Below are 18,949 nucleotides of genomic sequence, written 5' to 3' on the forward strand. Positions count from 1 at the left end.
TTAGGACAAAAAAATTGCTTTTCCTTTATATGCTAATAATGTTGTTGTCATCAGGTCTGCGCCTAGCCCAGCCGCTGCTTCACTAATTTTGTTAGCAGTTGCTGGTATTATGATAAAAGCATCTGCCCAACGTGCTAGCTCAATATGGCTCATCGTATTATGTTGTGTGTTTGTGTTTGAAGCATGATTCTCTTCATTTAAATGTACTGCATCACAGAATAACTGCATCGTTGAAGCAGGTACTAACTTGTTAGCAGAATGTGACATGATAATTTGGACATTTCCATATTTATATTTCAGATAACCAAGATAGGAAGGAACATTAATTAATGATATTGATCCCGAGACACCAACCAATATATTTGCTTTATTTTTATTCAAAATCAAACCTCCTTAAGCAATTAGGAAAGCTTTGTCCCAATAAGTCTCATTCTTTATTAGTGGTAACAAACTTAATATAGTTCCAGAGCTTCCTTCTAAGAGCCCAGCTTTATCTAAACGGTTAGTATTGTCATTAATTTCTAGATCTTTGAATCCCAAAGGTGAATCAAAACTATATTGAGAAGTTAATGTGTTAGTCAATTCTTTTATACGGCTGTCAAATAAGTTATTCTGTGTATCTTGTTTCATCCTTTTCAATATTTGAAGAAGCCCGGCTTTTCCATGGCAAAAGGTAGGACTAATTAGATCTAAATCTGCAAATGGCTTATCACAGATCCCTTTAAAACAATTCAAAGATATCTCTTTATAGCTTTCATTTTTAAGAGCAAGCCCAGCTAGGTAAAGCGATCTCGCAATTCCAGGGTTACCGTAACACCAACCCTCTCTCTCATTATTTGACTCGGAATTGTTATTAAGTATATCTTCTAGACTCGGTCTGTGTGGCCATACTGTGTAACCATAATTATTTAATGTAGATTTTTCAATAAGCCAATCACATATAATAGCTATAGTTTCACGTTGTTTTGGGATTTCGATGCCCTTAAGTGTACATAATGAGAGAAATGCTAATGGTCCAGGAATGCCGTGCGCTAGTCCTAAGTTGAAATTGCCATTTGGATAAAGTCGCATGTCTTTTTCTAAAAATTGATGATCTTTAGAAACATACCAACTTGGAATTTCTTTATCATTTAGAATAAATGGTTCAGAGAATCGAGTGAATAATTTTAGGATATCTACAATTAATTCTTGGTGTGATTGAACATAATCGACTCTTTCCAAGAAGTATCTTCCAACACCAGAGAACCCTTGAATAACGTCATAAAATTGAGGTGAAGCACTATCCTCTTTACGGATTGTTTCCTGTTCTATTAATGCTTTAGATTCTTTGACTAAGACATTATCTAAATTCTGCAGGAGCTTTGTATATCTTTGTCCTTTGATGGACGAGCCTAAGACAGAGAAAGCTATTCCTGCAATGCCTCCAAACAAAGATATTGAACTAATTCCTCCCGAAATGTAATTACTTAGGCTTTTAATGTGGTTATGGGCTATGGAATCGTAGTGATTATTCGGGAAATGCTGATGTAACTCTGAATAAAAAAGTATAGTACCAGGGTATCCATGGGATAGTGTGATTGGATCCCATGGGTTAATTTTGCCCAGCATTGTTTTGTTGTTTTTATCCATGACGATCTCTCTAATCTTTTGAGGATCATTAAGCTTTATGCTTAGATCGGAGATAATCTTTTGGGCATCGCTATTATATAGAATATCCGCTTGATTTGTCATAATTTCTTATATCCTTTCTGGTTTACACCTTCAGCTTCTGTATATTTTTATAAACCAAATGTTTTTGACTCTTTAGGATCTGATTTACAAATGACATTACTTTCATCTCAGCATCTCTATTTGTACCTAATAATCTATTACAATGCATGTGAATCAAACTGCCAATAATCCTATCTTTACCGTTATATAATGGCTCACTACGTAATCGCTTGGCTAATTTTGTGGTGATTACGTTCATATCTTGAAGTAGTAGAAACAAATCTCTCTGTTCCTTTTTTTTAAAACCTCCCATCCATTATCTGGGTTCAGAAGTTTTAACATAGCATTTCTAATCGGTCTAAATTCTTCACTATATAACTTGGAGTCAAAACCTTGGATCCACTCATATTGCTCATCGAAACTCCAAAGTATATCCATTAGATATACAATATTGATCATTGCAGTAATCTCAAGAGAGTACTTTAATTGATTGTTCTTTTTCATGCTTAGTAGAGTAGAGGTTAGGTTACTATCTTTTTCAAAGAAAGTTTCCATATCATTCATCAAATGAATGCCACCATATCTTTCTATTTCTCTTTCGTAGATACGAGTATCAATCTTTATAATATTTCCTTTAGTTTTGTTAATTTGATACCATGATTGAATAATCGGTATTACATTGGTTATTAAAATTCGTGGTTCACCTTGTAGCCTTAGACGAATATGTGGTTCATTCTCATAATATCTAATATAAAACCACTTTGATATATGTCCCTCTTTATAAAGGTTTTGTATTAAAGGGTATAATTCTTTTGATATTACTTCTTCTTGCTTATATGGCGGGACATATAGATTATAGTACAACCAATCGGTACCCATTTCCTTTTCTCTGTCTGATAAAGAGATCTCTGGATTAGTATTTAAAATAACATATGGCTTTTTTTTCAATATGGTCCTTTTTCTTGAAGGGAACTACTATTTCAGAGCTATGCACTCCGTCGTTACTGTATAGCCATAATTTCTTCTTATAATTATTAATCTTTTCTTGAAGCTGAATTCGTCCTTTTTTTCGTAACTCTAATCTAACTTCTTTTAGGTGTGTATCGTTATTCAAATCTATAAATAAACGGTTATCACCAAAAGTCAAATGTACATTGTCTGGTACATTCATTTCCATTTTCCATTCTTTAAATTTTCCCTTCCATTCATTAAATGAAGTGTCAAAATCAAATAAATCTATGTTTGATTTATTTAATTTCCAGATAGCTGGTCTTAATATAATTTTATTGCTAGTAACTCTAGGCAAAAAAAGGAAAATTTTCAAGATCACCCCAAGTAAATCCTTGGATATTTTTGGTATCCTCTAATGAGACTTCTCTTAGAAACCGAAAAAGGTTTGGAGAATTCTCAAAGTTAAACATATTGTTAGATGTGAATATTAACCTTTTGTTTAATTTTCTCGATTTTAAATAGAGTTTACCTAATGTAGCTCCAACAAAAATATCATCTGCAGGTATGATCTCTTTGTCATCGTTACCATTAGTTGAGAGTGCAAATTGATAATTCCTACCTGAACTCGTTAAGGAAACATTACTCGCCCTACCGCTTTGAGGTAAAAAGCTTGCTTCAACAACTTCAACCTGCTCATGGTTAAACGTTTTGTCAATGTGGTTATTCGAATCTTCTATCTTCGATTTGACATTGTTGTCTAATAGGTCAGAAAATCGACCGAAAGTATGACCAATACCAAAAGAAGTTACATTATTTCCAATAGCGATCTTGTAGTTCCCCAGGTCTATATCTTCTAGCGACTCAGCTAAGACCTCTGCATATATTTCTCCTGAGTCAGGAGCGTATTTGTATTCAGTCTCTTTATCTGCTAAAAGTTCCTTTTCTTCGTTAGTTAAGTTAATTTCCGTTTTATTAGCCCTTAGACATTCTATTATCTTTTTTTTGAAGTAAAGATTTTACAGCAACAGTAGAATCTTGATTGCTTTTATAGCTCTTAGTTCCATTAGGGTATTTGTAGGTAGGAGGAGGACCTAGTCCCTTTTCTTCACTTAATAATTCCAATAGAGGAACTTCTCTATTAACACCATATTTTTCTAGAAATTCAACATGATATTCAGTTAAGTGTTTTAACCCAATATTTGCATCAGATAATTTCCATAACCAATCTGCAGCATTGATTATATCCTCTTTAATTTTGTTATTCAAAGTTAGTTTTTCCTTCATGCTCACACTGTAATCAACTTGTAAGTAGTTGGAGTTATTGTACATCTTTTGCATTAATTCTCTAGCTTCGGATAAAGCAGGAAGTCCTTCTCCAATACTTAATTTATCGTAAGAAGTAATTACATCACTTATTTTTTTTCAAATTTTGATGAAGCTCTGCAGCTTCTTCGATATTTCCGATTATATTTATGACATGTTCTAACGGGTCATGGTTAGTAAAGGGGGGTCTTAATTCGCTAAGGAGGAATTCTTGTTTGACTAGTTGTAGAATTAAATTGGTGATTTGATTAATTGATGCAGTATCATACTTTTCTGTTAAGAAGCTAATTATTTCGTTCATGCTAGTGTAATCTTCTGTTAATGAAAGCACATCTTGCACAACTACAGTGTTTCTTATTGAAATGTTATCTTTTCTTTTTTTCTTTGCTTTTTCGTATCTGACCAAAGTTTGAATAATAACTTAAATGGATTCTTTCATCTGTGGAAAATGTAGCACTATTTTTAATTACTCTTAGATGCTTTGAAATGCTCTCGTCCATTTCAACCTTTGCAATTACTCCTAAGAGCCACTCCATGTCCGGGCGAGTGCGCTTTTTGTGATGTTTTATAGAAGACAGAAAGCCTGACGAGGCCTTATTTGTAAATTCCCCAGTGGTTATCCCGGCAAAGAGCCCAAACGGAGTAGGCCTACTAGACATTCTAATTAAAAACTTTAAAAGGCTGGAAATAGTATTTCTAGTTTTTTTTGATGAAGGATCACCATCAAGCTTTTCCAAAGAATTAAACAATGTTGGGCTTGAAATAGCAATAGCTTCTTGGATATAAGGTTCTTTTGTATAATTTTTTAATCTTTTTACCAAATCATCCACATTGATGTTCTCGTAATCTTTAGATATTGATAGTAAGGGGGTTCTCAGCATGAAATAGTCAGTCGTTTCAAAGATTCCTGAACTGTATTTATTCATGTATCTCCACACTCCTTAGGTTAAAATAAAGAAAAGGATCGCCTGAGGATCCTTTAAAGTTGTTTTTATCAAATTAAAGTTCAGGCGATCCTTGTGATTAACAACAGAAGCTGTTAAAGCTACCTGTGTTCCACAACCAGGTGTACAAAAGCTTACGCTCGTGAAATCTGGTTCTACATCATTTGCCTCAGTCTTTACTACCTCAACATCAAGATCGAAAGGATTTGCCATAATAATTGCCTCCTCTAATAATTTTTTTTGAACCGGATTTTCCTCTCCCGATTCACACCTTTAAGATAATTACTCTCAGATCTAATGAAAAGTTGTATTTAAGGGCAAATTTAGCGATTAATTTAACTAAAACCAATGATTATTCTTTTTAACGTTATTTTTCTAAAAAAATTATGATAATAGTTATAAAAATTAGTGCTAATTAACTTAGAAAAAAAACAAATAAAAATAAAAAAATGAAGGATTTTAATGAGTATAAATTACTTTTTTTGATTTTTTTTGATTTTTTATTCTTAATATTTATTTAGGTGTTTATTACTGGGTTTATGCAAAGGAAGATGATAAATGTCAAAGCAGATTGGAATAGAAATAAAAAAAATACGTGAAGAAAAAGGTCTTACTCAGGAAAATATCAGCTCAGACATAGTAACCCAGGCAGCAATTAGTAAAATAGAAAATGGAATGTATGTGCCCAGTCTTCAAGTTTTAGAATCAATTTCATTAAAACTTGGCATTGGTAGTAGTTACTTTTCAAGATTTTTGAGCTACGACAACCCTCAATATGTTGACGAATCATATCGATATTTAGAGTACTGTTTTATAAATGAAATGTATTTAGAAGTTCTAGAAATGACCAATTCAGAGCTAGGTAACTTTTTGTTAACAAACACCAGATATTTTCACTATTTAAAGATCCATAATATATTCTCTGAGTATAAATGTAGCTCTATTGATAAGACAGATGCTGAAAATCGATTATTAAAGTTAGTCGAATCTCAGCAACTCACGAATTTTTTTATTAGCAAGGACTTACTTATTTTTAGCTATTATAGATTCAGAAAAAAATCGAGCCAACAAATACTAAGCATTATTTTCAACTGTCTTTTGATCTTCTTGCTTCTGACACTAATAACTCGTTAGTTCCGCCTTCATACAATGATCTATTAAAAATTTATGTGACGTATCAGAAAGTTAAGCACTTTTACCAAATTAAAGAATACAACTGTACTCTAACTGAAGTCGAATTAGGAATTGAATTATCTTTAAAAACGACTTTTACTGCTTTTTTTAGGTCAGCTTTTATATTATAAAGGTGCAAGTCTTGAGCAACAGTCTAGTAATTATAAAAATGTAAGGGAGTATTACACTCAAGCTTTTACGTTAATTAAATTGTTTAATAATAAACAATACATTGATTTAATTGAGATGAAGTTAGGAACGGAAAGGTGATTCGAATGTCAGGTGATAAGATATCAACTAAACAATTTTTATCTATTTTTTTCAAGTATCGACCTTCATCTTTAATTATTGTAACTGCTTTTTTTCTGGTTATCGCTGAGACAGCCTTGTCTTTAGCAGTTCCGCTTTTAACTATGAATATTGTAGATTTAGTAGTTGGTTCAGATTTTAATTATGTTAATGGTTTGGTATTAGGTTTAGTGTTTTTAGGACAAGTTGTGATGTCAGGAATTTCTTTGTATATGATGATATACATTGGTCAAATAATTGTTGCGAGATTAAGAAAAGATTTATGGGAACATGTAATAAGTTTGCCGACAAAATTCTTTGATAACACGACATCTGGTGAAACAATGAGTAGGATTACACACGATACAGATGTTGTTAAAAACTTTTTTTACAGATCAGTTAATCCCTTTTACTTCCGGACTCATAAAGATTTTGGGCTCTCTAATCTTGTTATTCATAATTGATTGGAGAATAACTCTCCTCTTGATTATTGTTGTCCCTATGGCATTCGGGATTCTAAAACCATTAGGGAGGAAAATGTATAAAATTTCTAAAGCTTTGCAAGACGAGACTGCTTCTTTCCAAGGAGATTTGGGAAGAGTGCTTTCTGATATTCGATTAGTAAAATCAAGTATAGCTGAAAATATAGAATTAAGTAATGGGAATAAAAGAATTAACACATTATTTACTCACAGCCTTTCCGCAGGAAAGATAATGGCTATTATATCTCCTCTTATGACTACAGTTACTCTCTTACTCTTGGTAATTGTATTTGGTTATGGGGGTACACAAGTAGCAACAGGTGCGTTAAGTGCGGGTGCATTAGTAGCTGTAGTCTTTTATATGTTCCAAATCATCTCTCCTTTATCGCAAATGGCCCAGTTTTTTACTCAGTTCCAAAAAGCTAGAGGAGCTACTGAGAGGATCAATTTTATTTTTACAGAAGAGACCGAATTAGATCACGTATATGTTTCTAATAGACCTTACAATGAAACAATTAATGAAGGAATTCACTTTGAAAATGTAGACTTTCATTATTCATCAGATAAAAAAATATTACATGAGATTAGTTTTACAGCTGATAAAGGTAAAACTACAGCAATTGTAGGTCCGAGTGGTGCTGGTAAGACAACGATATTTTCTCTAATAGAAAGGTTTTATTCACCTAAGTTTGGTGACATTTACTATGAAAAAGATTCAATTACTTCTTATAATGTTAAAGAGTGGCGATCTAAAATTGCCTACGTATCGCAAGAGGCTCCTATTATGTCAGGTTCCATACTAAAAAAAATTTAACATATGGCTTAGAAGTCGAAGTATCAAACAGCTCGATAAATCAAGCAATAATTCAAAGTAATTTAAGTGAGTTTGTTGAGGCCTTGCCTAACGGATTGGACACTGAGGTTGGTGAGCGAGGTATTATGGTCTCAGGTGGACAAAGGCAGAGAATTGCGATCGCAAGAGCTATCTTAAGAGATCCTGAAATATTACTTCTTGACGAAGCAACAGCTCATCTTGATAGTCAATCAGAAAATTTAGTTCAAGAGGCTTTAAGTGTTTTGATGATCAACAGAACTACTCTCATAATTGCTCATAGGTTATCAACTGTTAGAAATGCAGATAAAATAGTTGTAATTCAAAATGGTACCGTAACAGAACAAGGCCCTCATTTAGAATTATATAATAACAAACAATTTTATACTGAATTAGTACATCAACAAAAATTTCAGGAGGCTTGATTTAATTATATGGTATCATTTTTTTTATTCTTTCTATCCATAATTCTTTATTTTGTTTCTAATGGATTTGGAATTGCACCTGTTATTACTATAATTTTATGGACAGTTCTTTCTTTGCTAGGCGTGATTTTTGCATTAACCAATAAAAACTTTTTCTTACGAATATTAGGATGTGTATTAAATGGAATAATGCTGCTATTTTCTATATTACTTCTTATTGCAGCATTTATTATTAATTAATGAAGATGATAAATATTCTTAGTAAACGGCTGATAGAAAACCCTATAAAATAAAGTTCCACTTGCAAAAGTAGCTCTACCAATGTCTGGGTTTCTTAATTGTACGTGGTAAGAACCACTAGGTACATTTGCTAAAGGATTATTAATACAAATCTCCACCCACCAAGTATTTCGTGCAGCAAAGAGTGTCGTCGGACTCATGAAGTCTGGAACCGCTTTTTAAACTTGGGTACAAGTTTAGTCATTTTTTAATGCATGGAATAAGATATTAAGAACATTTAGGAGGTGAAGATAATATGGAAAATTTTCATTCACAAGCCAGGAGACATTCAGAAGGAATAATTGAGGTTAATAACAATTTAATTAATGGACCTGGAGTAATTCGTGGCGGTCCGCTTCCAACTATACCAACCGTGCCAACTGTACCACCAGAAGATATTAATTTTGGAAGGTTTCCGACAGCAGTTACTACAGTCGACTCTGGTGGAAATCTACCGTTAGAAACAAACGAATCTTTAGTTGGAACAGCTATAAGGCACATCACAGGTGACTCGGGTATTTTATTAAACGAACCTGGTATTTATTCATTGACTTACTCAGCGAATGCATCTGCGGTTGAGGGCAATACTGTTTCGCTGCAATCTTTACAATTTGCCACACCAATTGATGAAAGTTTTCGATCTGATACGAGTCCCTCTCAACTAGCAGCAACTAATACAATTACCGTAACAAACACCACAGTTTTACTCTCTTTGAATACAATTGATGCAACAACTTTTTCCGATGTTATAGTCACTATCTTAAAAACGTCGTAAGATTTTTATTTAGTACTTATAAATTATTAATTATATTAAATCTTTAGAGGTTTAGATTTAGTAGCTTAGCTATGCTTTATATTGTAATTAGTACAGTCAATCTGGTAATTTTCTAACAAGTTTATCAATACATTTGGAGTTTTTAATTACAGTGGGATAAAGTTCTTCTTCAATTAATTCAAAAACACTGGACCAATTCTCATTGTCTAAATAAAATTGTAGTTCATGTAACAAGCGATAAGCGCTATTTGTATAAGCTTTTACTTCTCCTGAAATTTTATGATCTGCATATCTTTGAGTATCCAATAGTATTTCTTCACAAATTGACATGCTATCAACAACAGGTTGTTTGTTAGAGTAACCTGTTTCATTAATATTTTTAGTAATTACATTTAAATACTGTAAAATATTTGTCATCAACGCTAATCACTCCTCTATATAAAACTGTGATAATTATAGGCATATATATCAAATAATAATAATAATCATTAAAATTTAGATTTAACATTAAATAAGCTTCCTATATATAAAAGGAAGCTAAAAAAAATAAAATTTAATAGCGATCATCCATACTTATTTCTGCTATAAACATTTCATGAATAATATAAAATTCTTCATCTGTATTTGATCCGGTATGTTTAGTGTAATAGTTCAAAGCTCGCATAATCATAATATAATGATCTTCTCTTCGCTTATCGAACAAATCACCACACTCCTTAAATACAAATTTTCGTAATTTTAACATATAAAACCTTTATAAACAATAATAAGTACCTATTCACAAACATATATAAAGACTTTAGAACTGTTGCTAAAAATAAGCTACTTACAAGCTTTTTTAATAATTGATTTGTATTTCTTCAATTTTTCTTACAAACTTTTAACATCTATACTTCTAACATAATTTAGAAAAGCTCCGATTGTGTTAATAGATGTAGATTCTTGATGATAGTACATCCATGTTTTTCTAATTATTGGATCACCGGTGTTATTCATAAGAGTCTTCTTGTGTATGTTTGGATCATCATCAATAATTAAGTCTGGTACTATTCCATATCCTAACCCATTTATAATCATTTCTTTACATGTATCGACTTGATCGACACGTAACCTAACATTAGGTGGTTGTTCGAAGTTTTCATTCCACCAATCCTCTACTAAAGCTATTAATTTCCTATCTGTTTTATAGTTTATGCGTGGCATCTTATATAAATCATTCCAGACGAATGGCTGAGTAGAAGCGACGCAAAGCGTCTCCGTAAAGAGAACTTCACGCTCACCTCTCCAAGGGTAGTCACCACGAATAAAGCCAACGTGAACATCACGATCATTCATTTTTTTTATAAATGTCTTCACTCCAGCCAGATAAAACTTGAAATTCAACATTAGGGTATAGTTTTCGGAACTCGCGTAATATTTTTGGTAATTTATATTTAGCAAAGTAATTAGAGGCACCTAGTTTAAGTGTACCGCCCAGGTTATCTTTCATGCTTAGTACACCTTCTCTAATTTTTTTCGTGTTGTTTTATAAAATCAATTGCTTGCTTAGCTAAATACTCTCCTTCGGGTGTAAATTGGATTCCTCTACGTTCCCTTAGAACGATTTTAGTTTCAAAGTACTCCTCAATTTGCTTAATTCTAGCAGTTAGAGCAGGTTGTGAAATGAAGAGATGTCTTGCAGTTTTTGTTATATTTTTTTCTTTGATATAAAGAATAAATAATTTCCCAATCCCGTAAATTCAAAGTCTAACCTCCTTAATTTATAGTAATTTCTTTTGACAAGTATGTAATAGAGTAGTCTGTTCGAATAATTAAATTTAAATAACTGTTATTCCTTATTATACACAAAGCCCTAGGTCTCTATGTTAGACCTAGGGCTTAATATTATTATAGATAGCATATCACAAGATAATACAATTCTTATTTTATTGAAGAAACATCGAATAGTATTATTTACGATGTTTTATAAAAGTATGTAGCTATTAGGATCTAAAAATTTCTTAAATCTTTTATTTCACCAACTAGTCCAACCTCCATCTATATAAAGTGTTTGCCCAGTAACCATGTTAGAGGCTGCTGAACTTAAGTATAGTATGGCACCATATAAGTCCTCTGTTTTGGCTAGTCGACCCAAAGGAATTCTATTCATTACATCTTCTTTGAAGTCTTCATCTTCCATCATCTTAGCTGTCAAAGGTGTTTTAATAAAGGTAGGACCTACTGAATTTACTAAGATATTATCATTAGACCATTCAATAGCAAGAGATTTTGTTAATTGTTTAACGCCGCCTTTGCTTGAACAATATGCAGATCTTTTATAATATCCAACTTCGGCCATTTGAGAAGACATGTTTATAACTTTTCCACCACCACTTTTCTTCATATACGGATAAACAGCTTGGCTTAGGAAAAAAACACTTCTTAAGTTTAAATCTATTACTTCATCCCATTCTATTTCGCTAAATTCAATTGCTGGTTTTGTAATGATTTTACCCGCGTTATTGACCAGCACATCGATTGCCCCAAAATGTTCATACACTTGTTTCACCATTTTAGGTATCTGCTTTGTTATTGTGACATCAAAAGGGAAAATAGCTACATTCTCATTTCCGAGTTCTTCTCTTATAGTCTCTAGAGAATTCTTATTTCTGGCTATCAAAGCAACTTTTGCGCCATTAGTTACATATAATTTAGCTAAACTTCTCCCAATCCCTTGGCTAGCTCCTGTTAAAAGAATAACTTTGTCTTTAACTGAAAATAAAGTTTCAGCTTTCATATATTTTCACTCCTTTTTTTGCTAACTTGATTATGGTTTCTGTACTAACAGCAGGACCAGTAAGAACATTTTTAAACTCGGTTGAAATATTAGTGATTGCTGGTGCCATTGAGTATTGAGCTAACACTATTGCTTCACTCTCATCGATTAAATTAATTGCTTCACGAATTAATTTATCATGACGTGCCGAATCTCCATTTTGAATGGCATTAAATGCATTATTAATTATTTGTACACGAACCTTTACTTCTTTTTTTTGTTTTCTTGCAATCTCTTGTATCATTTTTTCAGTAGTAGGACCAGCTGCATTAATTGTAGCAATCACATTAATAAAGTCATTTTCTAAAACGGCTTTCTCCAGCATGCTTATATCAGAACTAAGTACCGGAATGGAAATTAAATCAGCAATTTTAGAAACAAAAGGAGTGAATGATGAACAAGTGAAGAGAATTGCATCAACGTCACTTTCGACAGCCCTTCCAGCAAGATCTGCTAACCGCATAATCATTCTTGTAGACACGATGTTAGTCTCATTTAATTCATAAATTAATCCTTCATCCATAAAGTTTACCAACTCAATCTCTTCTTTATGATGTGAGAAGGATTCAAAGATAGGTGCTACTGAGTTCATTGTTGCATGAATTAACCCGATTTTAATTTTTTTCATGTGCTTCTCTCCTATCTATTCATTATCGAGTTCAAAAATCTCACGAATTAGAATAATACTATTAACGCATGCCAAACTAAATTCAGCAAATTAAGAATTAGTAATACAAAATTTAAGAATCAATAATCGACTTTAAATAGGTAAGTGCTCTTTTAGCTGTATGTAAAGATTGGTTTTGTTGATTTATTTCTAAACTCACATAAGAGTCATAATTTACGTCAATTAAAGTATTCAGGATAGACTTAAAGTTGAAGTAGCCATCACCAGGGCTTAGTCGATTACAATCTGAGATATGAATAAAACTAAGACCTTGCGAAGCCTCCATGATACTTTTATTTATTGAATTAGAAGCCTTTTCTTCATTTAAATGGTAAGTATCAAGCATAATCCCTAGATTAGGACTGTTAAATTCTCTTATGAAATTTAAAGTTTCAGTTGTTTCATTTAAGTTGTTCATATTTACTTTATTTTGAGGTTCAATTAAAAGCTTTACTTCACGTTTTTCTGCCTCAAACAGAATCCTTTCTATCGCTTCTCTCATCATCTTCCATGACGATTCTTTGTTTGTCTCACTAATTTGACCTCGCAATTTTCCAACAGTAATTGGTGCAGCTAGACTTTGAGCCCATGGAATTAGTTCAATGACTCTTTTTATAGCTTCTTCTCGATGAGAATAATCATTAGAAGAGAATGACAGGTCATCATCGGCTACCATAGGTCCAGTATTTAGTGCAGCTATTTTTAAATTATTATGATCTACTAAAGTTATTAATTGATTTAGATTAGCTTTTTTGGGATTTCGTATGAGCAACTCGACTCCATCGTATCCTAAACGTGCAAGAGCTGGCACTATTTCTGTTTCTGATCCTTGCGAACTAAGTAGTTGTTGATTTGTTTCTCTTGTTTGAAAAGGGTAAGCAAACTTCATCAAATTTTCCCACTTTCTAGTCATAAATATGAAGGGTCTATATCGTAACGTTCTAACTCAGCTTGTAATTCACTTATTACATTGAAACTAATCGGAATGCCTTCTTTTAAACGTATTTTAGCAATTTTTTCTTCGGGCTCTCCAGGCATCAGAATTTCATTAAAGCCTTGAGCCTTTGGTGAAGATTTAGTCTTTTGTACAAAAGTATCCATTCGATCATTGAATTCCGACTGTGGAATAAATAAATCTGGGCGAATAGCAATGAACAAATGACCAACATTCTGTGGCTCTGAGTGGTCAAAATATAAGCTTTTTACATTACCTGCATAATTTGCTCCTGTAAGCACACCGGATAAAAGGTCCATTAGCATAGCAAAGGATGCTCCTTTTGGTCCTCCAAAAGGTAAACAAACCCCTTCAAAAGCCTTTTTTTTGCATCCGTTGTCGGTGCGCCTTCATTATCTAATGCCAACCCTTCTGGAATAGCCTCATCATTGGTTGCAGCTAAGCGAATCTTGCCACGGGCAATAACTGTCATTGCCATATCTAGTACATAAGGAGGCTCGTTTCCAGCAGGGATAGCTGCAGCAAATGGACTTGCTCCAAGATAAGCGGTTTTACCACCCCATGGTGGAATTGCTGGTGAAGAGTTGGTGTATGCCATTGATATATAACCTTTTTGCATTGCTTCCATTACATAAATCGCTGCCATTCCGTAGTGTGTGCTTTTGTGAACACCTACCATTCCAATGCCTGAATTCTCTGCAAGCATGACAGCTTCTTCCATTGCACGGTGCCCTGCTAAAAAGCCCATACCGTTGTCGCCATCAACTTTAGAGACTGCAGGTGTAATTTTTTTCTACTTTTATGTCTGGAGTTGGATTAACAACTTTTTTTTCTTATTCTTTCTAAATACATTGGAATTCTAGACACGCCGTGAGAATCTATGCCTCTTAGGTTTGCTGCTACTAAATCTTGAGCAATGGTTGTGGCATTTTGCGTATTAAGTCCTCCGGCTTTTAGTAATAATGTACTCACTTTAGTTAATGTACTCACTGAGTAGTATCTTACTTCTTTATTCATCATATTACCCCCAACTAATGTTCGTTGTTTTAAACCTAATTTGCTTTGCGTACAAGTATTAATTTTAATGTAGAATGCTTTTGTAACTAATAATTAGTTCATATTTAGATTACAAAAATCTAGAAATAAACTAAAATAGTAAACTTAGTAATCAGAGATCAATAATTTAAATAACTACTTGTTTAAATTATTAAAAGAAAATTATAGCCAGATAAATCACAATGGTTACAGTGATACTGCTAAGAAGTGTTGAGTACAAAACTATTTGTGCATGTAATTCTGGGGCTACCTTATGTTCCAAAGCTAAAGTTGCTGTATTTCTAGATGTCGGTAATGCACTAGCAATTAGTAATGATTGTGCCATTACTCCTTCAATTCTAAGTAGAACAATTAATACAAACGCTATTAAAGGACCAGCTACTAATCTTCCAAGTAAACTCCATACAATAGCACGATGAAAAGTATTTAATTTTATTGAGGCTAGTTGAGCTCCTAACAAAAATAGAGCCAAAGCCATAAAGGCGTTTGCAAGTTGTTCAAGTGGTGTAGTTATAAAATTTGGCAAGGGGATATCTAGTATTTGAAATATAATTCCTAATAGTAATGCGGTAATGATCGGCAGCCTTATAAGTTGTTTTAAAATATTTACAATGGACTTTGATGTAGACATTAAATTGTATAAACCATAAGAGTACGTAAGAATGTTTTGGATGACTATTATAAATATTTGAATTGAGACTCCTAAAGGATTTGCGCTAAAAATTAGTTGACTTATCGGCAAACCATAGTTACCTGCATTCATAAGCGAAATACTGTTTTTAAGAGCAGCTTGCTCAGGGGGTTGAAGCTTTAATAACCTCGCTAAAATATTACCAAGTATCATTAAGCTCGTAATAAAAAAATGATAGATATAAAAATAACTGTCCTAGTAATTGATAATCAAAAGCGGACTGAGAAATATTTAGAAAGACAGCCGCAGGCATAAAACAGTAAGTAATTAATTTAGTAATAGTACTTAAATCAAATACAAATTTTTTTCTGCAAGAATATACCTAAAGCCATTAATATTAAGATCGGTAAGACTACATCTAAGAAAACTAAACTCATTACGCTCATATTAAAACTCCATTTCAACCTCATGATAAAGAAAAACAGTCACCACGCGAGTGACTGTTTGAAAAAAATAATTTGTATGGCTTAGTAAATTCCAATTATAAAGCCAAAAATTAAACCAACAATTGCAAAAGCCCAGAACCATAAAAATGCATATTTCATAAAACGTCCAATTTGCACACCAGCAAGTCCAACACCCAGCCAAAGTGCTGGAGATAAAAATCCTTGCGAGAAAGTACTCCCAATTAGCATCATATAGGCAGTTGATTCAGAAGGTACACCATAGTTAGAAGCAATACTTTCAACTACTGGGAAAATTCCGTAGTAATATGCATCTGTACTCATAATTACATCTAAAGGTATTCCAAAAAATGCAACGACGATATGGATATAAGGTCCAATTGCATCAGGTAGAATCCCAACAATGGATAAAGCAAGTGAATCTAACATACCAGAGTCAGTGAGAACTCCTAGGAATAATCCAGCGGATAGTATAATGGATGCCATCATGAGTGCAGCTGGCGCATGGGCCCGAATTCTTCCCATTTGGTCATCAACTGTACGATAGTTAAGTGGCAAGGCGATTGCTAGACCAATCATGAAAGCAAGTGCCGGAGGTAAGATATCGAATAGCATTGAAAGCAATACGCTTAACATTAATAAACCATTAATCCAGATCATTACCGGATGCTTAATTGTCTTCTCTACAGCTGCGGCTTGAGTATCATGTTGCTGCTGAATAAAATCATTTGCTATTTCTCTAGAGTCTACCTTCTTAATATTCTGATTTTCTTTTTCATCTATTTTTCTTTTGATGCGTTTTTTTCTCTCTAATACCGAGTATTACGGCGAAACCTATTGCTAAAAATAATGCACCTATTTGCCATGGTATGAGTGGATACCATAGTTCTGCTGGGTTGTCATATCCAAGTACAGACGCAATTCTTCCGACTGGACCGCCCCAAGGCACTACATTCATAAAACCAAGGCTGAAAGTTGTAAGCATTAATAATAACATGGGGCTCATATTTAACTGCTTGTATAAGCCTATAAGTGCAGGGATTGTTAGAAGGTATGTTGTGGCCCCAGCACCATCAAGATGGGCAATTGCTCCGATTACTATGGTAACAATACAAACAATAATAACATTACCCCTAGTAAGAATGATTAAATTTTTAATTATTGGATTGAATAAACCTACATCATTCATTATTCCAAAGAAGATAATAGCAAAAATAAACATGATGGCAACGTTTATAACCTGATTGGTACCTGCACTAAAAAAAGCCTGTAATTTCCTCAAAATTAAACCCGGCAATTAGTGCGCCAATTACTGGTATAATAACCATCGCAACAATTGGATGAATCTTCCCCCACATTAAGAAAGCGATTACAAATAAGATGATTAGAAATCCAAAAAAATGCTAGATATGCTTCTGACATTAGTGCTTCCCCCCTTCTCAAAATCGTGCAATCCTTTAATTTAATGTTTAGACTTTATAAAATCTAAAAAAAATGAGAACTATATCGTGATAGCTAGTTGACTAATAATTTCTTAATAGTTGATATGGTTCGCTTAATATCCTCGTGTGATATTTCGTGGTGAGTTACAAATCGAATGGTATACTCGTTTATTCGACTAACTAATATTCCTTTGTTTTTTAAAAAAATTAATCATCTCTTTTGAATTAAATGCTGAATTTTTTAACGATACTATAACAATATTTGTTTCAACTTTTGTATTGATCACTTGTAGTCCAGGGATATGATTTAGGTTTTCTGCAAGTGTTTTTGCCAGAATATGATCGTCTTCAAGTCGTTCAACCATCGTTTCCAATGCGATTTTACCTGCTGCCCCTACTATTCCTACTTGCCGAGTACCTCCTCCTAATGCTTTCCGCCATCTTCTAGCTTTTAATATAGTTTCTTTGCTTCCAAGCAAAATGGACCCCATTGGAGCAGATAATCCCTTAGATAGGCAGATAAGAACAGTATTTGCATATTGAGATATTTGCCTAACATCAATATTTAGAGCGGTAGATGCGTTAAAGATTCTTGATCCATCTAAATGAATTGGAATGTTATGTTTGTTTGAGACCTTGTACACCTCCTCCATGTCGTGTAGTGGCAAAATCGATCCACCTGATCGTGCATGGGTATTTTCAAGACATATTAAACCTGTTTTAGGCTGATGTAAATCTTCTGTAGTGCGGATTGAATTAATCAGCTTTGAAATAGGAATTCGTCCATCAACACTCTCTAATGCCCTAGTTTGTACACCTGCAATTGAGGCAATAGCTCCTGTTTCTGAGTAGAAAATATGGGATTCTTCCCCGATTATTACTTCGTCCCCGCGTTCAGTTTGAGACAATACCGCAAGGAGGTTTCCTTGTGTACCACTAGTAACAAATAATCCTGATTCTTTTCCCAGTTTATTCGCGGCAAGCTTTTCTAATTGGTTTATGGTTGGGTCTTCTCCATAAACATCATCCCCTACCTCTGCATGAAAGATTGCTTCTCTCATTTGTTGAGTAGGCTTTGTTACCGTATCACTTCTAAGGTCAACTATCATGATTACACCTCCTGTTTTGTACAATTAGTAAAGTTAAATGGGAATTAACTTATCATGAAATTTGCTGTGATGAAAAGGTTTAAAGGTATACAAATTATTAAAATAAAACGCTTACAAAATATTAATACATACTACAATCTTATATTCTTAAAGTAATTATCTTTAATAGTAATAAAATTCTAGAAATAAGTGAAATCGGATTATATTAAATTAGTCATAAAAATAATTGATGCCTGAATTATAATGTATTTTTGAAGTCAAATTTTTCATGTTGAATATTGAGTTTTGAATTTAACTCTCTATTTGATAAAAACAGTTTTTAAACATTTATGACTTAAGTTTTATATACAATAATAAAACTCTGTCAAATATTTTACTAACAACCAAATCGTAAGAAATAAAAATAAAAAGTGTTAGCTAATAATTAGCAATAACACTTTTGAGTTAATTCTTATTTTTTTAATTTAAAATAATATATACTCTCACCTAGAGAGCATTTTTAAATTCATGAGATTTATTCTGTAACCTTTTTGCGGTAATAGATATGTTGTTAAATTCTGTAATAGCATGTGAGATGTGTTCTAATGTTAGGTTAAATTGTTGTTCTGAAAGATTCGTGGATTCCATT

General features: G+C 33.0%; 27 protein-coding genes and 2 pseudogenes. 5 read left to right on the forward strand and 24 right to left on the reverse strand.

The features are described 5' to 3' along the window. Genes JCM19055_RS23920 through JCM19055_RS12690 form a run of 10 tightly spaced genes read right to left on the reverse strand, consistent with a single transcriptional unit; the run spans window position 1 to window position 5,141 of the window. Window positions 1–381 carry a flavoprotein gene (locus tag JCM19055_RS23920; protein WP_052366294.1) on the reverse strand — a complete coding sequence of 127 codons (381 nt, stop codon included), beginning with the start codon at window positions 379–381 and terminating at the stop codon, window positions 1–3. Between the two features lie 12 nt (window positions 382–393). After that, window positions 394–1,731 (reverse strand): lanthionine synthetase C family protein, encoded by a 1,338-nt coding sequence (locus JCM19055_RS12655; RefSeq protein ID WP_042359984.1) that lies wholly within the window; start codon window positions 1,729–1,731, stop codon window positions 394–396. A gap of 22 nt (window positions 1,732–1,753) precedes the next feature. After that, on the reverse strand, window positions 1,754–2,023 hold the full coding sequence (locus JCM19055_RS31810; protein WP_152549874.1) for a lantibiotic dehydratase C-terminal domain-containing protein: 270 nt from the start codon (window positions 2,021–2,023) through the stop codon (window positions 1,754–1,756). Beyond that, entirely contained in the window at window positions 1,966–2,658 is a 693-nt protein-coding gene (locus JCM19055_RS12665) for a thiopeptide-type bacteriocin biosynthesis protein (RefSeq protein WP_042359986.1), read from the reverse strand. Before JCM19055_RS12665 ends, JCM19055_RS31810 begins: the two co-directional genes overlap by 58 nt. Then, window positions 2,624–3,040, reverse strand: a complete 417-nt coding sequence (locus JCM19055_RS12670) for a lantibiotic dehydratase (RefSeq protein WP_042359987.1) — start codon at window positions 3,038–3,040, stop codon at window positions 2,624–2,626. Before JCM19055_RS12670 ends, JCM19055_RS12665 begins: the two co-directional genes overlap by 35 nt. Next, window positions 3,009–3,656, reverse strand: a complete 648-nt coding sequence (locus JCM19055_RS31815) for a lantibiotic dehydratase (RefSeq protein WP_081833670.1) — start codon at window positions 3,654–3,656, stop codon at window positions 3,009–3,011. The genes JCM19055_RS12670 and JCM19055_RS31815 overlap by 32 nt, the downstream gene beginning before the upstream one ends. After that, window positions 3,634–4,077 (reverse strand): lantibiotic dehydratase, encoded by a 444-nt coding sequence (locus tag JCM19055_RS12675; protein WP_081833671.1) that lies wholly within the window; start codon window positions 4,075–4,077, stop codon window positions 3,634–3,636. Before JCM19055_RS12675 ends, JCM19055_RS31815 begins: the two co-directional genes overlap by 23 nt. Then, window positions 4,070–4,324 carry a lantibiotic dehydratase gene (locus tag JCM19055_RS31820; RefSeq protein WP_370543116.1) on the reverse strand — a complete coding sequence of 85 codons (255 nt, stop codon included), beginning with the start codon at window positions 4,322–4,324 and terminating at the stop codon, window positions 4,070–4,072. Before JCM19055_RS31820 ends, JCM19055_RS12675 begins: the two co-directional genes overlap by 8 nt. Before the next feature lie 25 nt (window positions 4,325–4,349). After that, window positions 4,350–4,910 (reverse strand): lantibiotic dehydratase, encoded by a 561-nt coding sequence (locus tag JCM19055_RS12685; RefSeq protein WP_042359990.1) that lies wholly within the window; start codon window positions 4,908–4,910, stop codon window positions 4,350–4,352. Window positions 4,911–4,925: 15 nt separating this feature from the next. After that, the gene (locus tag JCM19055_RS12690; RefSeq protein ID WP_042359991.1) at window positions 4,926–5,141 is read right to left on the reverse strand and encodes a gallidermin/nisin family lantibiotic; all 216 of its coding nucleotides are present in this window, start codon (window positions 5,139–5,141) and stop codon (window positions 4,926–4,928) included. A 345-nt stretch (window positions 5,142–5,486) separates the two neighbouring features. On the opposite strand from JCM19055_RS12690, the gene JCM19055_RS12695 reads away from it, so the two are divergent. From JCM19055_RS12695 to JCM19055_RS29610, 4 genes are all read left to right on the forward strand, one after another. Next, window positions 5,487–6,062, forward strand: coding sequence for a helix-turn-helix domain-containing protein (locus JCM19055_RS12695; protein WP_042359992.1), 576 nt, complete (start codon window positions 5,487–5,489; stop codon window positions 6,060–6,062). A 314-nt stretch (window positions 6,063–6,376) separates the two neighbouring features. Then, window positions 6,377–6,853 carry an ABC transporter transmembrane domain-containing protein gene (locus tag JCM19055_RS29600; protein WP_265182106.1) on the forward strand — a complete coding sequence of 159 codons (477 nt, stop codon included), beginning with the start codon at window positions 6,377–6,379 and terminating at the stop codon, window positions 6,851–6,853. Beyond that, window positions 6,759–7,685, forward strand: a complete 927-nt coding sequence (locus tag JCM19055_RS29605; RefSeq protein WP_265182107.1) for an ABC transporter ATP-binding protein — start codon at window positions 6,759–6,761, stop codon at window positions 7,683–7,685. The genes JCM19055_RS29600 and JCM19055_RS29605 overlap by 95 nt, the downstream gene beginning before the upstream one ends. Before the next feature lie 95 nt (window positions 7,686–7,780). Beyond that, window positions 7,781–8,128: an ATP-binding cassette domain-containing protein gene (locus JCM19055_RS29610; RefSeq protein ID WP_265182109.1), complete on the forward strand. Its 348-nt coding sequence runs from the start codon at window positions 7,781–7,783 to the stop codon at window positions 8,126–8,128. Between the two features lie 236 nt (window positions 8,129–8,364). Here the strand turns inward: JCM19055_RS29610 and JCM19055_RS29615 are convergent, their stop codons facing one another. Then, window positions 8,365–8,568 carry a hypothetical protein gene (locus JCM19055_RS29615; RefSeq protein WP_265182110.1) on the reverse strand — a complete coding sequence of 68 codons (204 nt, stop codon included), beginning with the start codon at window positions 8,566–8,568 and terminating at the stop codon, window positions 8,365–8,367. Window positions 8,569–8,663: 95 nt separating this feature from the next. On the opposite strand from JCM19055_RS29615, the gene JCM19055_RS12705 reads away from it, so the two are divergent. Continuing rightward, a complete protein-coding gene (locus JCM19055_RS12705; RefSeq protein ID WP_042359993.1) occupies window positions 8,664–9,182 on the forward strand; it encodes a hypothetical protein in 519 nt (172 codons plus the stop codon). 96 nt (window positions 9,183–9,278) lie between these two features. On the opposite strand, the gene JCM19055_RS12710 is transcribed toward JCM19055_RS12705, so the two are convergent. From JCM19055_RS12710 to JCM19055_RS12750, 13 genes and pseudogenes are all read right to left on the reverse strand, one after another. Next, entirely contained in the window at window positions 9,279–9,602 is a 324-nt protein-coding gene (locus JCM19055_RS12710; RefSeq protein ID WP_042359994.1) for a hypothetical protein, read from the reverse strand. Between the two features lie 450 nt (window positions 9,603–10,052). Next, window positions 10,053–10,517: a substrate-binding domain-containing protein gene (locus JCM19055_RS29620; RefSeq protein WP_052366295.1), complete on the reverse strand. Its 465-nt coding sequence runs from the start codon at window positions 10,515–10,517 to the stop codon at window positions 10,053–10,055. Next, a complete protein-coding gene (locus JCM19055_RS29625; protein WP_081833674.1) occupies window positions 10,510–10,671 on the reverse strand; it encodes a LysR substrate-binding domain-containing protein in 162 nt (53 codons plus the stop codon). The genes JCM19055_RS29620 and JCM19055_RS29625 overlap by 8 nt, the downstream gene beginning before the upstream one ends. Before the next feature lie 16 nt (window positions 10,672–10,687). Next, window positions 10,688–10,921: a LysR family transcriptional regulator gene (locus JCM19055_RS29630; protein ID WP_081833677.1), complete on the reverse strand. Its 234-nt coding sequence runs from the start codon at window positions 10,919–10,921 to the stop codon at window positions 10,688–10,690. Window positions 10,922–11,196: 275 nt separating this feature from the next. Beyond that, window positions 11,197–11,958: an SDR family NAD(P)-dependent oxidoreductase gene (locus JCM19055_RS12720; protein ID WP_042359995.1), complete on the reverse strand. Its 762-nt coding sequence runs from the start codon at window positions 11,956–11,958 to the stop codon at window positions 11,197–11,199. Next, window positions 11,948–12,625, reverse strand: a complete 678-nt coding sequence (locus JCM19055_RS12725) for an aspartate/glutamate racemase family protein (protein ID WP_042359996.1) — start codon at window positions 12,623–12,625, stop codon at window positions 11,948–11,950. Before JCM19055_RS12725 ends, JCM19055_RS12720 begins: the two co-directional genes overlap by 11 nt. A 112-nt stretch (window positions 12,626–12,737) precedes the next feature. Then, a complete protein-coding gene (locus JCM19055_RS12730) occupies window positions 12,738–13,553 on the reverse strand; it encodes a sugar phosphate isomerase/epimerase family protein (protein WP_042359997.1) in 816 nt (271 codons plus the stop codon). A gap of 20 nt (window positions 13,554–13,573) precedes the next feature. After that, entirely contained in the window at window positions 13,574–13,924 is a 351-nt protein-coding gene (locus JCM19055_RS29635; protein WP_265182111.1) for an Ldh family oxidoreductase, read from the reverse strand. Further along, entirely contained in the window at window positions 13,918–14,406 is a 489-nt protein-coding gene (locus JCM19055_RS29640; RefSeq protein ID WP_265182124.1) for an Ldh family oxidoreductase, read from the reverse strand. The genes JCM19055_RS29635 and JCM19055_RS29640 overlap by 7 nt, the downstream gene beginning before the upstream one ends. A 29-nt stretch (window positions 14,407–14,435) precedes the next feature. Beyond that, window positions 14,436–14,636, reverse strand: coding sequence for an Ldh family oxidoreductase (locus tag JCM19055_RS29645; RefSeq protein WP_265182112.1), 201 nt, complete (start codon window positions 14,634–14,636; stop codon window positions 14,436–14,438). A 190-nt stretch (window positions 14,637–14,826) separates the two neighbouring features. Beyond that, a pseudogene (locus tag JCM19055_RS12740) lies at window positions 14,827–15,752 on the reverse strand (AEC family transporter). An 81-nt stretch (window positions 15,753–15,833) separates the two neighbouring features. Next, window positions 15,834–17,128, reverse strand: a pseudogene (locus tag JCM19055_RS12745) (citrate:proton symporter). 260 nt (window positions 17,129–17,388) lie between these two features. Next, the gene (locus tag JCM19055_RS12750; RefSeq protein WP_370543117.1) at window positions 17,389–18,321 is read right to left on the reverse strand and encodes a GntG family PLP-dependent aldolase; all 933 of its coding nucleotides are present in this window, start codon (window positions 18,319–18,321) and stop codon (window positions 17,389–17,391) included. Window positions 18,322–18,949: the final 628 nt, after the last annotated feature.

Source organism: Geomicrobium sp. JCM 19055, assembly GCF_000698185.1.
Lineage (GTDB): Bacteria > Bacillota > Bacilli > Bacillales > Marinococcaceae > Geomicrobium_A > Geomicrobium_A sediminis.